This is a genomic window from Pelomonas sp. BJYL3 (assembly GCF_027257975.1).
GTDB lineage: Bacteria > Pseudomonadota > Gammaproteobacteria > Burkholderiales > Burkholderiaceae_C > Roseateles_B > Roseateles_B flavus.
Genome location: NZ_JANZKX010000002.1, coordinates 210,417 through 225,620, shown reverse-complemented (window position 1 = coordinate 225,620; position 15,204 = coordinate 210,417). Strand labels below are relative to the sequence as shown.

Genomic DNA, 15,204 nt, shown 5'->3' with positions numbered 1-15,204 from the left:
CGCCTCGGAAGCCGGACAAGACCTGATCCCGCCAGCCGCTGCAGCGGGGCCCAGGCAAGACCTGGCTCCGGCGCAGCGTCAGCGTCTATGCCAGCGTCTGCATCCTCAGCGCACCGGCAGCAGCAGGCTGACCCGCAGGCCGCCGCCCTCGCGGTTGGCCAGCAGGATGCGGCCTCCATGGGCTTCCGCGATCTCGCGGGCCAGGGCCAGGCCCAGGCCGGTGCCGCTGCGCTTGGTCGAGTAGAAGGGCAACAGGGCCTGGGCCAGCACGGCCTCGCTCATGCCGGGGCCGCGGTCGCTGACCGTCACGCACCATTCGCTGCCCTGGCGCTGCACGGCGAGGCGCACCTCGAGCGCGGCGTCGCCGGCGGCGCCGGCTTGCGACGCCGTCTCGGGGGCGGGCCCCGCCCCCTGCCTGGCCTCATGGGCGTTCTTCAGCAGGTTGATCAGGGCCTGCTCCACCTGCACGCGATCGAAGCTGGCCGTGCCGGCCGGCAGGGCGCCGTCAAGCACAAAGGGCTGCTGGCTCATCAGCTGAGCCACGAAGTCGGCCCAGGGCACGGGCGCCAGGCGCGGCAGGGGCAGCTTGGCCACGCTGGCATAGCTGGCCAGGAATTCGTGCAGATGCCGGGCCCGTTCGCCGATGCTCTGGAAGACCTGGGGCAGGCGCTCGGTCTGGCCGCGGCGGGCCAGCTCGGCCCCGCTGTGGGCCAGGGAGGAGATGGGGGCGAGCGAGTTGTTCAGCTCGTGGCTGATCACGCGGATCACGCGCTTCCAGCTGGCCACCTCCTGGCGTGACAGCTCGCGCGTGATGCGGCGCAGCAGCACCAGACGGTGGGCCTGGCCCAGCAGGTTCAGGGCGCGCTGGGAGAGGTGGAAGCTCTCGGGCTCGGCGGCGCCATCCAGGGCCTCCGGCAGCGTGAGCAGCTGGTCCTCGCCCTGGCGCAGGGCCTCGGCCAGGGCCTCGGGCAGGGGCGACAGCACGGCCTCCCAGGCCTGCCCCGAGAGCCGCCGGCCCTGGGCCAGCAGTTGACGGGCGGCGATATTGGCATAGGCGACCTGGCCCTGGGCGTCGATCAGCAGCAGGGCCACGGGCGTGTTCTGCACCACGGTGTCCAGCAGCAGCTCGCGCTGGGCGAGGTGCTGGCGCTGACCGCGCAGCGTGGTGGCCAGCTCGCGGTGGGCACTCAGCAGGGCGCGCAGCTCGCCCTGCCCGTCAACGGCCAGCGTGGTGCTGAAGTCGCCGTCACGGTAGCTCAGCACGGCGCCCTCCACGGCCCGCAGCACACGGCGCAAGGGGGCCAGGCACCAGGCCACCAGCAGGCCGGCCACCGGCAGCAGCAGGCCGAGGATGAGCAGGGGCAGCCAGACGCTGGTGCGCAGGGTCAGGTCCCCCCAGCCCAGCTCGCGCAGCAGGGGCGGCAGTGGCCCCAGGCTGAAGGCCGCCTGCAGGCCCAGGGCCAGCAGGGCGATCAGCAGCAGGCTCAGCAGCAGGCGCAGGCCGAGGTATTGCAGCGGCCTGGCATGGCCCGGCGGCGGAGCCGATGGGGCCGCCTTGCGGTCCCCCTCGGGCGGCAGGTCCTGGCCGGTGGCGCCCATGGTATTCAGAGACCACCCTCGCGCGGCAGGCCGTAGCGGTCCATGCGCCGGTACAGGGCCTGGCGCGAGAGGCCCAGCTGCTGCGCCGCGCGGGCCACCACGCCCTGGGCGGACTGCAGGGCGGCCAGCACGGCCTCGCGGCTGGGCTCGTCCAGGTTGCGGTGGGCCAGCGCCGCGGGTGCGAGGGAGGCCGCGGCGGCGAGGCCCAGGTCCGCCGGCTGGATCAGGCCCTCGCGGCACAGCAGGGCCGCGCGGGCCAGGGCATTGCGCAGCTCGCGCACATTGCCGGGCCAGGCATGAGCCAGCAGCGCGCTGCGAGCGGCCTCACTGAGGCGCACGGCCTGGCCGGCCTGCCGCTCGTGCTCGGCGAGGGCCTGCTCGGCCAGGGGCAGGATGTCATCACGGCGCTCGGCCAGCGGGGCCAGGCGCAGCTCGATCACGTTGAGCCGGTAGAAGAGATCCTCGCGGAAGCTGCCGGCCGCCACCATGGCGGGCAGGTCGGCATTGGTGGCGCTGACCACGCGGACGCGGGTCGTGCGGGTGCGCGTGGACCCGAGGCGCTCGAACTGGCCGGTCTCCAGCACGCGCAGCAGCTTCATCTGGCCGGCCAGGGGCAGATTGCCGATCTCGTCCAGGAACAGCGTGCCGCCATCGGCCGCCTCGAAGCGGCCCTCGCGCGCCTTGCCGGCGCCGGTGAAGGCCCCGCTCTCGGCACCGAAGAGCTCGGCCTCGATCAGGTCCGCCGGCAGGGCTCCGCAGTTGAGGGCCACCAGCGGGCCCTGGGCAACGGCGGAGTTGGCGTGCAGCAGGCGGGCGATGCGCTCCTTGCCGCTGCCGTTGGGGCCGGTGACCAGCACCGGCAGCGGCGCACGGGCCACCTGGCAGGCCATCTCCAGCGTGCTGATCATGGCGTCGGAGGCGAAGACGATGTCGCCCAGCGCGTAACGCTGGCGCAGTGCCTCCACGCGCTGGCGCCGCTGGCGGCGGGTCTGGCTCAAGGCCTCGTTGGACTCGGCCAGCTCCAGCAGGTTCTCCACCGTGGCCAGCAGCTTGAGGTCGTCCCAGGGCTTGGCGAGGTAGTCGGCCGCGCCGGCCTTGACCAGGGCCACGGCCTGCTCCAGCTGGGTCCAGGCCGTCAGCAGGATGACGGGCAGGTCGGGGTGGCGCTGGCGCAGGCGCTGGAACAGCACGCGGCCCTCCTCGCCGGAGGTGGTGTCGGCGCTGAAGTTCATGTCCTGGATGACCAGGTCGGCAGCCTCGCGCTCCAGCAGGGCCAGGCCTTCGTCGGGGTCGGCGGCGCAGAGGGCGCGGATGTCGTGCAGGGACAGCAGCAGGGCCAGGGCCTCGCGCACGCCGGGGTTGTCATCGATGATCAGGACGGTTCGCATGTGGGGGCGAGGATAGCAAGCAGACGGCCCCGCGGCGGCGGCACGCGGGGCCGGATCATCCCGGGGTGGCGCCGGGCATCAAGAGGGCATTCAGCTGCGCAGCGCGGCCACCGGCGGCAGGGCCGCGGCGCGTCGTGCCGGCCCCAGCACGGCCAGCTGGCCCAGCATCCACAGCGCCACGGCGCCGGCCGGCAGGTAGTGCCAGGGCAGGCCCGGCAGCTCGTACTGGTGCACCAGCACGCTGCTCAGCCCGGCCGCACCCAGCACGCCCAGCCCGATGCCCAGGGTGCTCAGCAGGAAGTTCTCGGTCTGGAAGTAGCGCAGGATCTGCCCACGCGTCGCGCCCAGGGCGCGCCGGGTGCCGATCATGCGGGTGCGCTGCTGCACCCAGAAGCTGGCCAGGCCGACGATGCCGAAGGCCGTCACCACCATCAGGGCCACGCAGACGCCGATCAGCAGGCCGATCATGCTGCGGTCCTGCGCGTAGTAGCGGGCACGTGCCTCGGCCCAGGTGTGGCTGCCGCGCAGGATGCGGTCCGGCCCCACGCGATCCAGGGCCGCGATGGCCGCTTTCAGGGCGGCTTCCCGCTGAGCCGCGTCGACCCGCAGCACGTACTCTGCCCGCTGGAAGCTCTGCTTGATGGGCAGGATCATGGCGAGCGCGTCCTCGTCGGCACCACCGGGGTGCGGCGAGATCATGCGCTCCACCACGCCCACGATGGTGCTGGGCCCGGAGCCCACGCCCCACACCTTCTGGCCCAGGGCCGACCCATCCGGGAAGAGGCGCCGGGCCGTGACCCGGCTGACGATGAGGGCGGGGATGTTGACGCCGTCCTCCTCTTCGTAGGCCTTGCCGTCGCGGAACTCCTCCGGCGTGAAGTCACGGCCCTCGGCCAGACGCAGGCCCAGCAGGGCCAGGCCCCCCTCGCCCATGCGGTACTCGGGCACGCCGGTGCCCTGGGCCTTCTCGTCACCGCTGCGGCGCAGGCCGCTGACCGAGAACTGCGGGCCATAGGGCACCTGGTTCATCAGCGTGACGCCCTTGACGCCGGGCAGCTGGCGCAGCGCGGCCAGGTCCACCTCGGTCTGGGCCTGGGGGTTCTCGTTGGGCGTCACGCCGGACACGCGCAGCGTGATGAGCTCCTCGTCCGCCATGCCGCTGGGCTCCTGGATGCGCTCCAGGCGCTGGCTGATCAGGAACAGGGCGTTGCAGACGATGGTGCAGGTCAGGGCGACCTGCAGCACGATGAGGCCGGCGGCGGTCTTGTGGCGCTTCAGGGTCGCCAGGATGGGCATCAGTTCCATGAGAGGCTCCTCATTGCGTCTTGAGTTGCAGGGCGGGCTGCACCTGGCAGGCACGCCAGGCCGGCAGCAGGCCCGCCAGCAGGCTGGCCGCGAGGGCCACGCCCAGGGTGGTGATGAGCATGGTCAGGTCCAGGTTCACGGTGGCGGCGTAGTCGCTGCTGCCGTGGCGCACGGCCCAGATGCCCAGCCCAGTGAGCAGCAGGCCCAGCACGCCGCCGGCCAGGCCCAGGCTGCCGGCCTCGATCAGGAACTGCAGGAAGATCTGGCGCCGCGGCGCGCCCAGGGCGCGGCGCACGCCGATCTCGCCGGAGCGCCGCAGCGCCTTGGCCAGCTGCAGACCCACGGTGTTGACCAGGCAGACCACCAGGAAGCCGAAGGACAGCCACAGCTGCAGGCCCACGTCATGCGGCACCACCTGCTGGGACTGCAGCCAGTCCATCACCGGGCGCAGGCGCACATTGGTCGGGCGCTCGTAGCGGCCGGCCTGGCGCTGCTGGTCGGAGTACTGCTCCAGGTAGGCCTTGTAGGCGGTCGCATCGCCCGGTTGGGCCAGCTCCACCCAGTACTGCAGCCAGGCGCAGGGTGCTTGCAGGGCGCGCATGTCGCCGTTGACGTTGCCCCAGCAGTTCACGTTGCCCGAGCTGCTGAACTTCAGCGCGATGGCGGTGGACAGCGGCGCGTAGAGCTCGGCCGTCTCGGCATATGCGCCGAGGCTGATGTCGAAGTAGTGCGGCACGGGGCGCCAGTGGTCCAGCACGCCGATGATGCGCAGCTCCTTGTCGCGCATGCGCAGCGTCTTGCCGCGGCTGTCGGCGCCGCCGAAGAGGCGGTCGTTGAGCTTGCGCGAGAGCACCACCACGCGGGCCTCGCCGGCATCGTCCTCGCGGCTCCAGCCGCCGCCGTACTGGAACGGAGCCTCGAACATCGCGAAGAAGTCGCTGCTGGCCCAGCGGCCGGTGGCCAGGAAGGGGCGCTCCTTGCCGTCCGGCGGCGTCACCGCCACGCCGCCGCCGCTCATCATCACCTGGCGCTTGCCGCGGCCTTCGCGCAGCAGGGCTTCGGCGTCGAAGCGGGTCAGCTGGTAGATGGGCTCGCCGCCGGGCACGAAGCCGTCACGCACGCGCCCTGCGTCGAGCTGCACGTTGAAGAGCCGGTCGCTCTTGTGCGGGATGGGGTCGCGCGAGAGCACATGGAAGATGGTCAGCGTGGTCATGCAGGCCGCCACGCCGATGGCGATGGTCAGCAGCATCAGCGCGGTCAGGCCGCGGCTGCGCCGGAAGCTGCGCAGGGCCAGTTCGATGTAGTAGGCAAACATCAGCTTGCTCCTTGCAGAAGTTGATTCACGCGGGCGAGCTCGGGCTCGCCCAGCTGGCCGACGGCGGCCTGCAGCTGCAGCGTCGCCAGCACGTAGGCGTGGCGGGCCTGGGCGTGGGCGTTGCGGGCCTGGGCATGGGTCTGGATGGCCAGCAGCAGGTCGGTCATGGAGCGGGTGCCCAGCGACTGGCCGGCGCGGGTGGCGGCGAGGGCGCGTTCGGCGGCCTGCACGGCGGCGGCGCTGCTGGCCACCTGCTCGATGCCCAGCTTGACGGCCAGCACCTGGGCCTGGGTCTCGCGCACCAGGGCGCGGCGCGTGGCCTCCAGCTGCTCGCGCTGCAGGTCCCGCTCATGCACGGCCTGGCGCTGCTGTGACTGGGTGGCGCCGCCCGCGAAGAGCGGGATGCTCAGTCGCACGCCCACGGTGCTGACCAGACGGCCGGCATCCGCTGCAGGAATGCCGAAGCCGCTGCGGCGCTGGCTGTCCAGGCCCAGGCTCAGCGTGGGCAGGTGTGCGGCACGGGCCGCGTCGATGCGGCGCTCGCTGGCCGTCAGGCCGCGCTGGGCGGCCTGCAGCAGGGGCTGCTGGCTCATCGCGCGAGCCACCCAGGCCTCGGCGTCCTCGGGCTGCAGGGGCGGCGTGGGCAGCGCGGCGCTCAGGGCCTGCAGGGCGCCGGGCAGCTGGCCGGTGATCTCGGCCAGGGCCTGGCGCGCATCGGCCAGCTGCTGGCGGGACTGCTGGGTCTGGCCGCGCGAGAGGCCGTGGTAGGCCCGCGCCTGCTCGACATCGACCAGGGCGGAGAGCCCCGCCTCGTAGCGCGTCTGCGCCTGGGACACCTGCTGGGCGAAGGCGGACTCGTTGGCCTCGGCCGTCTCCAGGGCCGACTGCGCGGACAGCACCTGGAAGTAGGCCTGGGCCACGCGGGCGCAGAGCTGCTGCTCGGCGGCGCGCAGGCGGGCGTCCTCGGCGTCCAGCCGGGCCTCGGCGGCGTCCAGGCTGCGCAGCTGGCTCAGGTCCACCAGCACCTGGCTGAGGTGGCTGGCGCTGCTGTGGCTGCGCTGGCCCTCGCTGCGCTCCTCGTCGGCACTGAGGGACCACTGCGGCAGCAGGGGCGCGCGGCTCTGCACCAGCAGCTCGGCCTGCACGCCGCGCTGGGCGCGGGCCTGCGCCAGCACCGGGTCGGCGGCGCGGGCCTGGGCGTAGATGCTCAGCAGGTCATCGGCGCGGGCCGAGCCGAGCAGGGCCAGCAAGGCCAGGCCCAGGGCTGGTCGGCGCCAGAGGGAAGGGAAAGCACGCTGCATGGCCGCCCTCAGACTGCAGCAGGCAAGACCTGACCCTGCGGGTGCAGCAACTCGCCCAGGCGCAGCTCGGCGGCGATGTCCACCACCTGGCCGTCCATCACGTGCACATTGCGCTGGGCGCGGGCGGCCAGCTGCATGTCGTGGGTGACCATGACGATGGTGGCGCCGTCTCGATGCAGCTCCTCCAGCAGGTCCATCACGCTGCGGGCCATGGCGCTGTCGAGGTTGCCGGTGGGCTCGTCGGCCAGCAGCAGCTTGGGCTCGCCGGCCAGGGCGCGGGCGATGGCCACGCGCTGCTGCTGGCCACCGGACAGCTCGGCCGGGTAGTGCTTCTCGCGCGCGGCCAGACCCACGCGGGCCAGGGCCTCGCGAGCGCGGCGCTGGCGTTCCTCACGGCCCATGCCGCGGTACCGCAGCGGGACCTCGATGTTGTCCAGCACGTTGAGATCGGGGATCAGGTTGAAGGCCTGGAAGATGAAGCCGATCTTCTGGTTGCGCAGGCGCGAGCGCTGGTCGTCGTCCATGCCGCTGACGTCCTGGCCGTCCAGCACATAGCTGCCGCTGGTGAAGGACTCCAGCAGGCCGGCGATGGTCAGGAAGGTGGTCTTGCCCGAGCCCGAGGGGCCGGTCACGGCGACGAACTCGCCCTGCTTCACCTCCAGGTTGAACTGGCGCAGGGCGAAGGTCTCGACCATCTCGGTGCGGTAGACCTTGGAGAGTGATTGCATCTTCAGCATGGGAATGTCCTTTCTTGTCCCTGGGATCCGGCTTGCTTATTGACTGAGCGAGACGCGCTCGGCGCCCTTGAAGGCCTCGGCGCCATTGGTGACCACGCGCTCGCCGGGCTTGAGGCCGTCCAGCACCTCGACCTGGCTGAGGCTCTGCGCGCCGAGACGGATGGGGCGGCGCACCGCCTCCGTGCCCTGCACCACGTAGCAGAAGCGGCCGCCGCCCTCGTCGACGAAGGCCCCGCGCGCCACCTGCAGCACCTGCTCACGGCGGTCCAGCAGCACGCGCACCGAGAGGCGCTGGTTCTGGCGCAGCTGCTCGGGCTGGGCGCCCTCGAAGCGCAGGCGGGCGGCGACCTCGTTGTTGACCACCTCGGGCGAGACCGAGCTCAGCACGCCCTTCCAGCTCTGGCTGGGACCGCGGATCTCGCCGGGCATGCCAGGCTGCAGCTCGCGGGCGAAACTCTCGGCCACCTGCATCTGCACCTCCAGCGCGGAGAGGTCGACCACGCTCAGCAGCTTGGCGTCCCGGGCCACGCTCATGCGGTCGGTGACGAAGAGCTGGCCGACCTGGCCGTCCACGGGCGAGCGGACCTTCAGCTCCTCTTCCTGGCGGCTGAGATCGGCCACCACCAGCTGCTGGCGCTCATGCGCCTGGCGCTTGGCCTGCAGTTCGAACTTCGTGGCGTCGTCCTTGAGGTCCAGCAGCTCGCGGGCCTGCTTCAGCGCGATCTCGGCCTTGGCCAGGGCGTCCCGGGCCTGGTCGACCTGCATGCTGGCCGTGGCGCCGGCCTTGAAGGCCTGCTCCTGGCGGGCGAGGTCGTTCTGCGCGGTGCGGCGGGCCAGCTGCGCGGTCTCCAGATTGCTCTGGGCCTGGGCGCGCTGCTGGCGGGCGTCCGCCTCGGCGCGCAGCAGCTCGCTGCGCAGGGCGTCGGCGTTGGAACGCTCCTGGCCCAGGCGGGCCATCAGCTCGGGGCTCTGCAGCTCCAGCAAGACCTGACCCTTGCGGACCTGGTCCCCCGCCTGCACCTTGACGCTGACCGTGCCCGCATTGCCGGCATACAGCGTGGGGCTGACGGCTGCCACCACCTTGCCCTCGCCCGCCACGTCGCGGGTCAGGGGGCCGATCTTCACCTCGGACAGCGTCAGCCGGGCCAGGCTCACCGAGGCGGCGCCTCCCAGGCCCTGCAGCAGGCGAGGCGCGCCCAGGCCCAAACCTGCGACAGCGAACAAGACCAGGCCCGCCTGCAGCCAGCGGCGCGGGGGCACGCCGGTGCGGGTGATGGGGCGGTCCTGGGCAGAAGTATCTCGGATCATGGCGGACATAGAAGCGGCTGCGATGTCCTCTTCTTGCAAGCCCCGTGCCAGGCCAGGCTTGCCGAGAAAATTGAGTCGAATCAACGACTTGCATGGGACTCGCCGGGGCGGCGGTGTGTCCGCGGACACTGCGGACGCCAGCCCGGACAGACCGCGGCAGCGCGGACACCGCCCCGGACAGCCGCGCCCCACCGCCGCGCCCACACCGCCGCCGAAGGTGAATTCCTCACATTTCCGTTTCAGAAGATTCACCGCCGAGGTCTCAGGTGCACTCCTAGGCTATGGCCTTCGCTACGGGGCCTGTCATCTCTCAAGGAAGCACCGGCCCGCCCCAGCTGCCTGGACCCTCAAGGCCGGCAAGAAGTGACGCTTCTGGGAGCGCTCCGTGGCGATTGGCGCGAGGTCTGCGCCGTGTCCGCAACCGACACGGGACCTGGCGCTGGCTGCGTCCCGTCCGGTGACATCCAACGTGCGGGGCGCAGGTCGCGACTCCGCCACATCCGGGAGATGAATATGTGGTCTAGCAATCCGTCGATGGAGTCGGCCGCCCTGTCGCGCGTGAGCGCCTTGCGCATCGCCGACCAGGTGCTGCATGAGCTGCGCCAACCGCTGCCCCGCAGCGTGCCCCAGGAGCGGCGACGCGCCGTGTCCCTCAGTACCCACTGGCTGAATCTGGTCCTGGAGGAGCTGGACTACGGCGTGCTCCTGGTGAGCGGCTCGGGCCAGCTGCTCTACACCAACCATGCCGCCCGCCGCACGCTGGACGCCCGCTTCCCGCTGCAGGTGCAGGGCGGCCAGCTGCGCACCCGCCTGGACACCGACAACGGGCCGCTGTTCGAAGCCCTGGGCAAAGCCGAGACCGAAGGCCGGCGCTGCCTGCTGCGACTGGGCGAAGGCAGCGAGCGAACGAACGTCGTGGTGGTCCCCCTGAACCGCAATGTGGAGCAGGCCGCCGTGCTGCTGGTGCTGGAGCGCCTGCAGCTCTGTGCGGACCTGGCCGCCCAGTGGTTCGCCCTGCGCTACGGCCTGACGCCGACTGAAACCGAGGTCCTCAAGCTGCTCAGCGAGGGCGCCCGCCCGAACAAGGTGGCAGAGGAGCAGGGCGTGGCCATCTCCACCGTGCGCACCCAGATCCAGAGCATCCGCGCCAAGTCCGGGGCCCAGAGCATCGGTGAACTCCTGCGCCAGCTGGCGGTGCTGCCGCCGCTGATGTCGGCGCTGCGCATGGAGCTGGCCTGAGCAGCGCGCCGCCCGTCCTTGTTGCCCCACCCCCTGCCGGGGCTGGCAGAGCGCTCCCCAGCGGTCCTGCCAGCCCAGGGGCCTTGCATTCAATGACAGCAGCCACCAGGAAGCGAGCGCGCTAACATGATCCGCGTCGGGCGCGACCCACCCCGTGCCGCCTTCGCACCGTTTCATGAGCCCAGCTGCCGCCCCCTCCCCAACCCCGCCCGCGGCCGATTGGCCCGGCCTGCCGCCGCTGCTTCAGCGCCTGGCGGCCCGTGGCGTGGAGCGCAGCTACCGCAAGGGCACCCTGCTGATCGAGGAAGGCAGCCAGGGGGACACGCTCTACCTGGTCCTCACCGGGCAGCTGCGCGTCTTCAGCTGCGACCACCGCGGTCGCGAGATCACCTACGGCGTCTACGGGGCTGGCGAGTATGTGGGCGAGATGAGCCTGGACGGCGGGCCACGCAGTGCCAGCGTCATCACCGAGTCACCCTGTCGCTGCGTCCTGCTGACGCGCGCCAGCCTGCTGGAGCACATCCGGGCCGAGCCCGAGTTCGCGCTGGAGCTGATCTCCAAGGTCATCCAGCGCGCCCGCGCGGCTACCCTGTCCACCAAGCAGCTGGCGCTGAACGACGTCTACGGCCGCCTCAAACACCTGCTGGAGGACCCGGAACTCGCCCACCAGCGGCTCACGCACCAGGCCATGGCCCAGCGCCTGGGCTGCTCGCGCGAGATGATCTCCAAGCTCATCAAGGACCTGGAGCTGGGCGGCTACCTGGTCAAGGCCGAGCGCGGCCGCTACGAACGGGTGCGCAACCTGCCGGCCCGTTGGTAACGGGCGGACAGCAGGCAGACAGCAGGCGGATAGCAGCCGGGTGACAGGCTGGGAACCGGTTGGTGCCCGTTGGGTGACCGGCTTCGAGCAGGCGGGGGACCCGCTGGTGGTTCGCTGATGGTCCGCTGATCGTCAGCAGGTGACCCGCCCCCCGGAGAGATGGCGGCCCGGCCTCAGGCCCGTGGGGCCGGTGCCAGCCAGGCCCGATCAGTTGGCGCTGCGGCTCTTCAGCGGCGGAGCGGGCTCGAAGCGCTCGGCGGGCTTGGGCGCGCGCTCGTACAGGCCCTGCACCTTGGGCAGATTGGCCTCGATGTCCTTGATGCGGGTGGTCCCTGCCGGGTGGGTGGACAGCCACTGTGGCGGCGCCCCCGAAGACGCCTGGCCCATCTTCTGCCAGAGGCTCACGCCAGCCGCCGGGTTGTAGCCGGCGCGGGCGGCCAGCTCCATGCCGACCAGGTCGGCCTCGGTCTCGTCCTCGCGGCCGAACTTGAGCGTGGCCAGCTGGGCGCCGATATTGACCACGGCATCGCCCACATTGCCCAGGCCCAGCAGTCCGGAGATGAGGCCTGCGCCCAGGCGCGTGGCCGCTCCCTTGCCCATGCGCTCGCGGGCATGTTCGCGCAGGGCGTGGGCCACCTCGTGGCCCATGATCATCGCGACCTCGTCATCGCTGAGCTGCAGCTTCTCCAGGATGCCGTAATAGAAGGCGATCTTGCCCCCGGGCATGCAGTAGGCATTGAGCTGGGCGCTGCCGATCAGGTTGATCTCCCACTTCCAGCCCTGAGCCCGCGGGTTCCACGGCAGGGCGAAGGGAATGATGCGCTGGGCAATGGCGCGCAGGCGGATCACCTGCGGATGGTTGGCCGGCGCCAGGGCCCGCTGCTGGGCCGCCTGGCGCATGGTCTGCGCGTACTGCTGGGCCGCCGCGGTCTCCACCTGTTCCGCCGAGACCAGCTTGGTGGCCCAGCTCTTCTCCCCCACCTCCACACCCTCGCGAGCCAGCGCCGGGGCGGCCACGCCCAGGGCGCCCAGCCCCAGCAGGCCGGTGAAGAGCCGGCGGGCAGGCTGCCTGGGCGCACAGCCCGCGCAGTCGCAGCGGCCGAAACCGTAGGCCGGCACGCCGTCCAGGGGGAGTTGGTGGTGAAGGATGAATTCGTTCATGGTCATGCAAGTCTTGGCGCGACCGGGCCGGTCAAACCCATGCCTGGACGCCAGGCACCGACTGTACACAGCGCGCCGCCGACGGTCAGGCCGCGTGGAGAATCTGCCGCCCCGTCGCCTTGTCCATGCGGCCACCGCTCATCGCGCCGTGGTCTGGCGGCGATCGGCAAGTTTCAGGCCAGCCGGGAAGCAGGGGCTCACGTGCCTGAGGTGGCGTCGTCCGGCGCCACTTCAAGGGCCAGGATGGCCCGGCGCAACGGCCCCAGCAGCATCAGCAGGGCCGGCAGGCCCAGCACAAAGGCGACGATGAAGAAGTCCGGCCAGCCGATGGACTCCGCCAGCACGCCCGCCAGCGGGCCCACCCAGACGCGTCCCACCATGGCAAAAGCCGAGAGCAGGGCGAACTGCGTGGCCGTGAAGCGCTGGTTGCACAGGCTCATCAGCAGGGCCAGCAGGGCGGCGGTGGCCATGCCGCCGCAGAGGTTCTCGTTGGCCACGGCCAGCATGAGGCTCACATCCACCGGCGTGGCCTGGGCCAGCTTGACGAAGCCCCAGTCGAAGGCCGGCATGACGATGCGCCCGAGCTGCCCCGGTCCGGCCTGCGCCAGCCACCACAGGCCCAGGGCGCTGAGGGTCTGCAGGCTGCCGAAGAGCAGCAGGGAGCGCCACAGCCGCAGCTTGAGCATCAGCGCCCCGCCCAGCAGAGCGCCCAGGATGCTCAGCCACATGCCGATCACCTTGTAGGCCACGCCGATCTCGGCCGTGCTGAAGTGCATGCCCTTGAGGAAGAAGGGCGTCAACAGGGCCTGGGCGAAGGCGTCACCCAGCTTGTAGAGCACGATCAGCGCCAGGAAGGCCATGGCGCCGGGCTGGGCGAAGTAGTTGCCCAGGCTGTTCAGCAGGGTCTCGAAGCGTGCCCGGCGCGCGGCCCACAGCGCCGCCGGGCCGATCAGGGCGATGCCCACGAGCAGGGTGAGGAAGTCCGTCCACTTGCCGGCCAGCGGGGCAGGCAGACGGGTGCTGGCCCACAGCGGGGCCAGGGCCTCGCGCAGCGCGGGCGCCAGCAGCAGATTGACCGCCGTGGCGCCGGCCGCCACCGTGGCCAGCACCAGCAGGAAGCCCTGCACATCGTGCTGGGCCACGCTCTGCGGTGCCCGGGACTGGCGCAGGCGCGGCACCAGCAGCACCGAGGCCACGGCCGCCACCACCATGAGCCAGGCCATGGCCCGGTAGACCTGGGGCCAGGTCCAGCCACCGCCCTGCTGCGGGTCCACCCAGATGAAGGTCAGGCCGCCGGAGACGATCATGGCCAGGCGGTAGCCCGCCACATTGAGCGAGGCGCCCAGGCCGCGCTCGGCGGGCAGCAGCACGTCGGTCCGGTAGGCGTCGATGACGATGTCCTGGGCCGCCGAGGCAAAGGCCACGCCCAGCGCCAGCAAGGCGAAGAGGTGGGTGCTGGCGGACGGCGAGACCGCCGCCATGGCCATCATCAGGCCCGCCAGGGCCAGCTGGGTCAGCACCATCCAGCCGCGACGCCGCCCCAGCAGCGGCAGCTCGAAGCGGTCCATCAGGGGGGCCCACAGGAACTTGAAGGTGTAGGGCAGGCCCACCAGGCTCAGCACGCCGATGGTGGCGAGGTCGATGCCCTCCCCGCTCAGCCAGGCCTGCATCGTGGGCCCGGTCAGGGACAGCGGCAGGCCCGAAGCAAAACCCAGCAGGGTGACGACGGCGAGGCGGTAGACGCTTTGCAGCCGCGCCGCCAGGCCGGGCGCTGCCGAAGGCGCCACGGGGGCGGGAGACAGGGGCATGGCGCGGATTCTAGGGGCGGGGTACGGGCCCCTGCCCCGGACAGGGCCCCGACCGGGCTCAGCTGAGCGGCGTGCCGGGCGGCGGGCCCGACTCCAGGCAGCGCAGCGTCACCGCCCGGTGCCGCGGCAGGAACCATTGGCCGACGCGGCCCGGCGCGGTGCGCAGCAGCAGCCAGTGGCCGCCGGAGACGGTCCGCTCGCCCAGGCACTCGGCCAGCAGGGGCTCCGAGGCCGGGCCGTGCAGGGCCACGCGCGGGCCGTGAAGCTCGCCCAGGCCGTCCTGGGTCTCGGGCAGGGTGTCCAGGTGAAGGTACTGCAGCCGGCCCACCGGCACGCACAGGGGGCGGCGCTGGCCGGGCAGCACCAGGTCCAGGGCCAGGTCGCCGTCGTGGAAGGCGCTCAGGCAGCCCTGCAGCTGGCTGCCGTCCAGCAACCACAGCTCGCAAGGACCGGACAGGCCCGTCGGCCCCGCCGGCGTCAGGGCGACGGGCAGGGGCGGCAGGACCGGCCAGGTGCCGGCGCTGCTGGAAGGGGAAGGGCGCTGCGTATCCACGCCTGCAGTGGACCCGGGTCACGCCGGAAACGCTCTGAGCCAGCGCAATCTTTGACGAAGTCCGGCCCGGACGACGCCCATTTCCCGGCGCCCCCGAAGGCATGGCAGGCCGGCGACAATAGATGCATGTCAATTCCACCTGCGCTTCCGACAAGCCCGGCCGAAGCCCCCGGCACCGCGGCCGACCCGGCCGATGCCCAGCAGTTCCGTGCCGCCCTGGGCCTGTTCGCCACCGGCGTGTGCATCGTGACCGCCCGCTCCGGGGACGGCGCGCTGGTGGGGCTGACGGCCAATTCCTTCAACAGTGTCTCGCTGTCCCCGCCCCTGGTGCTGTGGAGCCTGGCCCGCCGCGCCGGGTCCATGCCGGTGTTCAGCCGGGGCTCGCACTACGCCATCCACATCCTGGCGGCCGACCAGAAGGCCCTGGCCCAGCGCTTCGCCACCCGCGACATCGACCGCTTCGCCGGCCAGGCCTGGAGCGAGGGGGCCGGCGGCGTGCCGGTGCTGCAGGGCTGCGCGGCGGTCTTCGAATGCGCCAACCGCAGCCAGTATGAAGAGGGCGACCACGTCATCTTCGTGGGCGAGGTGGAGCGCTGCAGCGTGACGCCCCAGGCCCAGCCGCTGATCTTCCACGGCGGGCGCTACTACACCGAACTGCCGATCTGAGCGA

The 15,204-nt window shown here is 71.9% G+C and carries 13 protein-coding genes; 3 read left to right on the top strand and 10 right to left on the bottom strand.

Translation table 11 applies throughout. The annotated features are described in order from the left end of the window. Positions 1 to 105: 105 nt before the first annotated feature. From O9Y01_RS06695 to O9Y01_RS06665, 7 genes are all read right to left on the bottom strand, one after another. Positions 106 to 1,599 (bottom strand): sensor histidine kinase, encoded by a 1,494-nt coding sequence (locus O9Y01_RS06695; RefSeq protein WP_269630761.1) that lies wholly within the window; start codon positions 1,597 to 1,599, stop codon positions 106 to 108. 5 nt (positions 1,600 to 1,604) lie between these two features. Further along, positions 1,605 to 2,987 (bottom strand): sigma-54-dependent transcriptional regulator, encoded by a 1,383-nt coding sequence (locus O9Y01_RS06690; RefSeq protein ID WP_269630760.1) that lies wholly within the window; start codon positions 2,985 to 2,987, stop codon positions 1,605 to 1,607. 90 nt (positions 2,988 to 3,077) lie between these two features. After that, positions 3,078 to 4,292 carry an ABC transporter permease gene (locus O9Y01_RS06685; RefSeq protein WP_269630759.1) on the bottom strand — a complete coding sequence of 405 codons (1,215 nt, stop codon included), beginning with the start codon at positions 4,290 to 4,292 and terminating at the stop codon, positions 3,078 to 3,080. A 10-nt stretch (positions 4,293 to 4,302) separates the two neighbouring features. Beyond that, complete coding sequence (locus tag O9Y01_RS06680; protein ID WP_269630758.1) at positions 4,303 to 5,607, bottom strand: ABC transporter permease; 1,305 nt, start codon at positions 5,605 to 5,607, stop codon at positions 4,303 to 4,305. Beyond that, entirely contained in the window at positions 5,607 to 6,908 is a 1,302-nt protein-coding gene (locus O9Y01_RS06675) for a TolC family outer membrane protein (protein WP_269630757.1), read from the bottom strand. Before O9Y01_RS06675 ends, O9Y01_RS06680 begins: the two co-directional genes overlap by 1 nt. A gap of 8 nt (positions 6,909 to 6,916) precedes the next feature. Beyond that, complete coding sequence (locus O9Y01_RS06670; protein ID WP_269630756.1) at positions 6,917 to 7,645, bottom strand: ABC transporter ATP-binding protein; 729 nt, start codon at positions 7,643 to 7,645, stop codon at positions 6,917 to 6,919. Positions 7,646 to 7,681: 36 nt separating this feature from the next. Beyond that, a complete protein-coding gene (locus O9Y01_RS06665) occupies positions 7,682 to 8,962 on the bottom strand; it encodes an efflux RND transporter periplasmic adaptor subunit (protein WP_269630755.1) in 1,281 nt (426 codons plus the stop codon). A 525-nt stretch (positions 8,963 to 9,487) separates the two neighbouring features. On the opposite strand from O9Y01_RS06665, the gene O9Y01_RS06660 reads away from it, so the two are divergent. Together O9Y01_RS06660 and O9Y01_RS06655 are read left to right on the top strand one after the other, a co-directional pair. Beyond that, on the top strand, positions 9,488 to 10,192 hold the full coding sequence (locus O9Y01_RS06660) for a helix-turn-helix transcriptional regulator (RefSeq protein ID WP_269630754.1): 705 nt from the start codon (positions 9,488 to 9,490) through the stop codon (positions 10,190 to 10,192). 175 nt (positions 10,193 to 10,367) lie between these two features. Beyond that, positions 10,368 to 11,012: a Crp/Fnr family transcriptional regulator gene (locus O9Y01_RS06655; RefSeq protein WP_269630753.1), complete on the top strand. Its 645-nt coding sequence runs from the start codon at positions 10,368 to 10,370 to the stop codon at positions 11,010 to 11,012. A 207-nt stretch (positions 11,013 to 11,219) separates the two neighbouring features. On the opposite strand, the gene O9Y01_RS06650 is transcribed toward O9Y01_RS06655, so the two are convergent. The 3 genes from O9Y01_RS06650 to O9Y01_RS06640 form a co-directional block, all read right to left on the bottom strand. Further along, positions 11,220 to 12,173, bottom strand: a complete 954-nt coding sequence (locus O9Y01_RS06650) for a M48 family metallopeptidase (protein ID WP_442952734.1) — start codon at positions 12,171 to 12,173, stop codon at positions 11,220 to 11,222. A gap of 197 nt (positions 12,174 to 12,370) precedes the next feature. Continuing rightward, the gene (locus O9Y01_RS06645; RefSeq protein ID WP_269630751.1) at positions 12,371 to 13,981 is read right to left on the bottom strand and encodes an AmpG family muropeptide MFS transporter; all 1,611 of its coding nucleotides are present in this window, start codon (positions 13,979 to 13,981) and stop codon (positions 12,371 to 12,373) included. 58 nt (positions 13,982 to 14,039) lie between these two features. Further along, complete coding sequence (locus O9Y01_RS06640) at positions 14,040 to 14,534, bottom strand: hypothetical protein (RefSeq protein WP_269630750.1); 495 nt, start codon at positions 14,532 to 14,534, stop codon at positions 14,040 to 14,042. Positions 14,535 to 14,660: 126 nt separating this feature from the next. Between O9Y01_RS06640 and O9Y01_RS06635 the strand changes: the two genes are divergently transcribed. Then, positions 14,661 to 15,200, top strand: a complete 540-nt coding sequence (locus tag O9Y01_RS06635) for a flavin reductase family protein (RefSeq protein WP_269630749.1) — start codon at positions 14,661 to 14,663, stop codon at positions 15,198 to 15,200. The last annotated feature ends 4 nt before the right edge of the window (positions 15,201 to 15,204 follow it).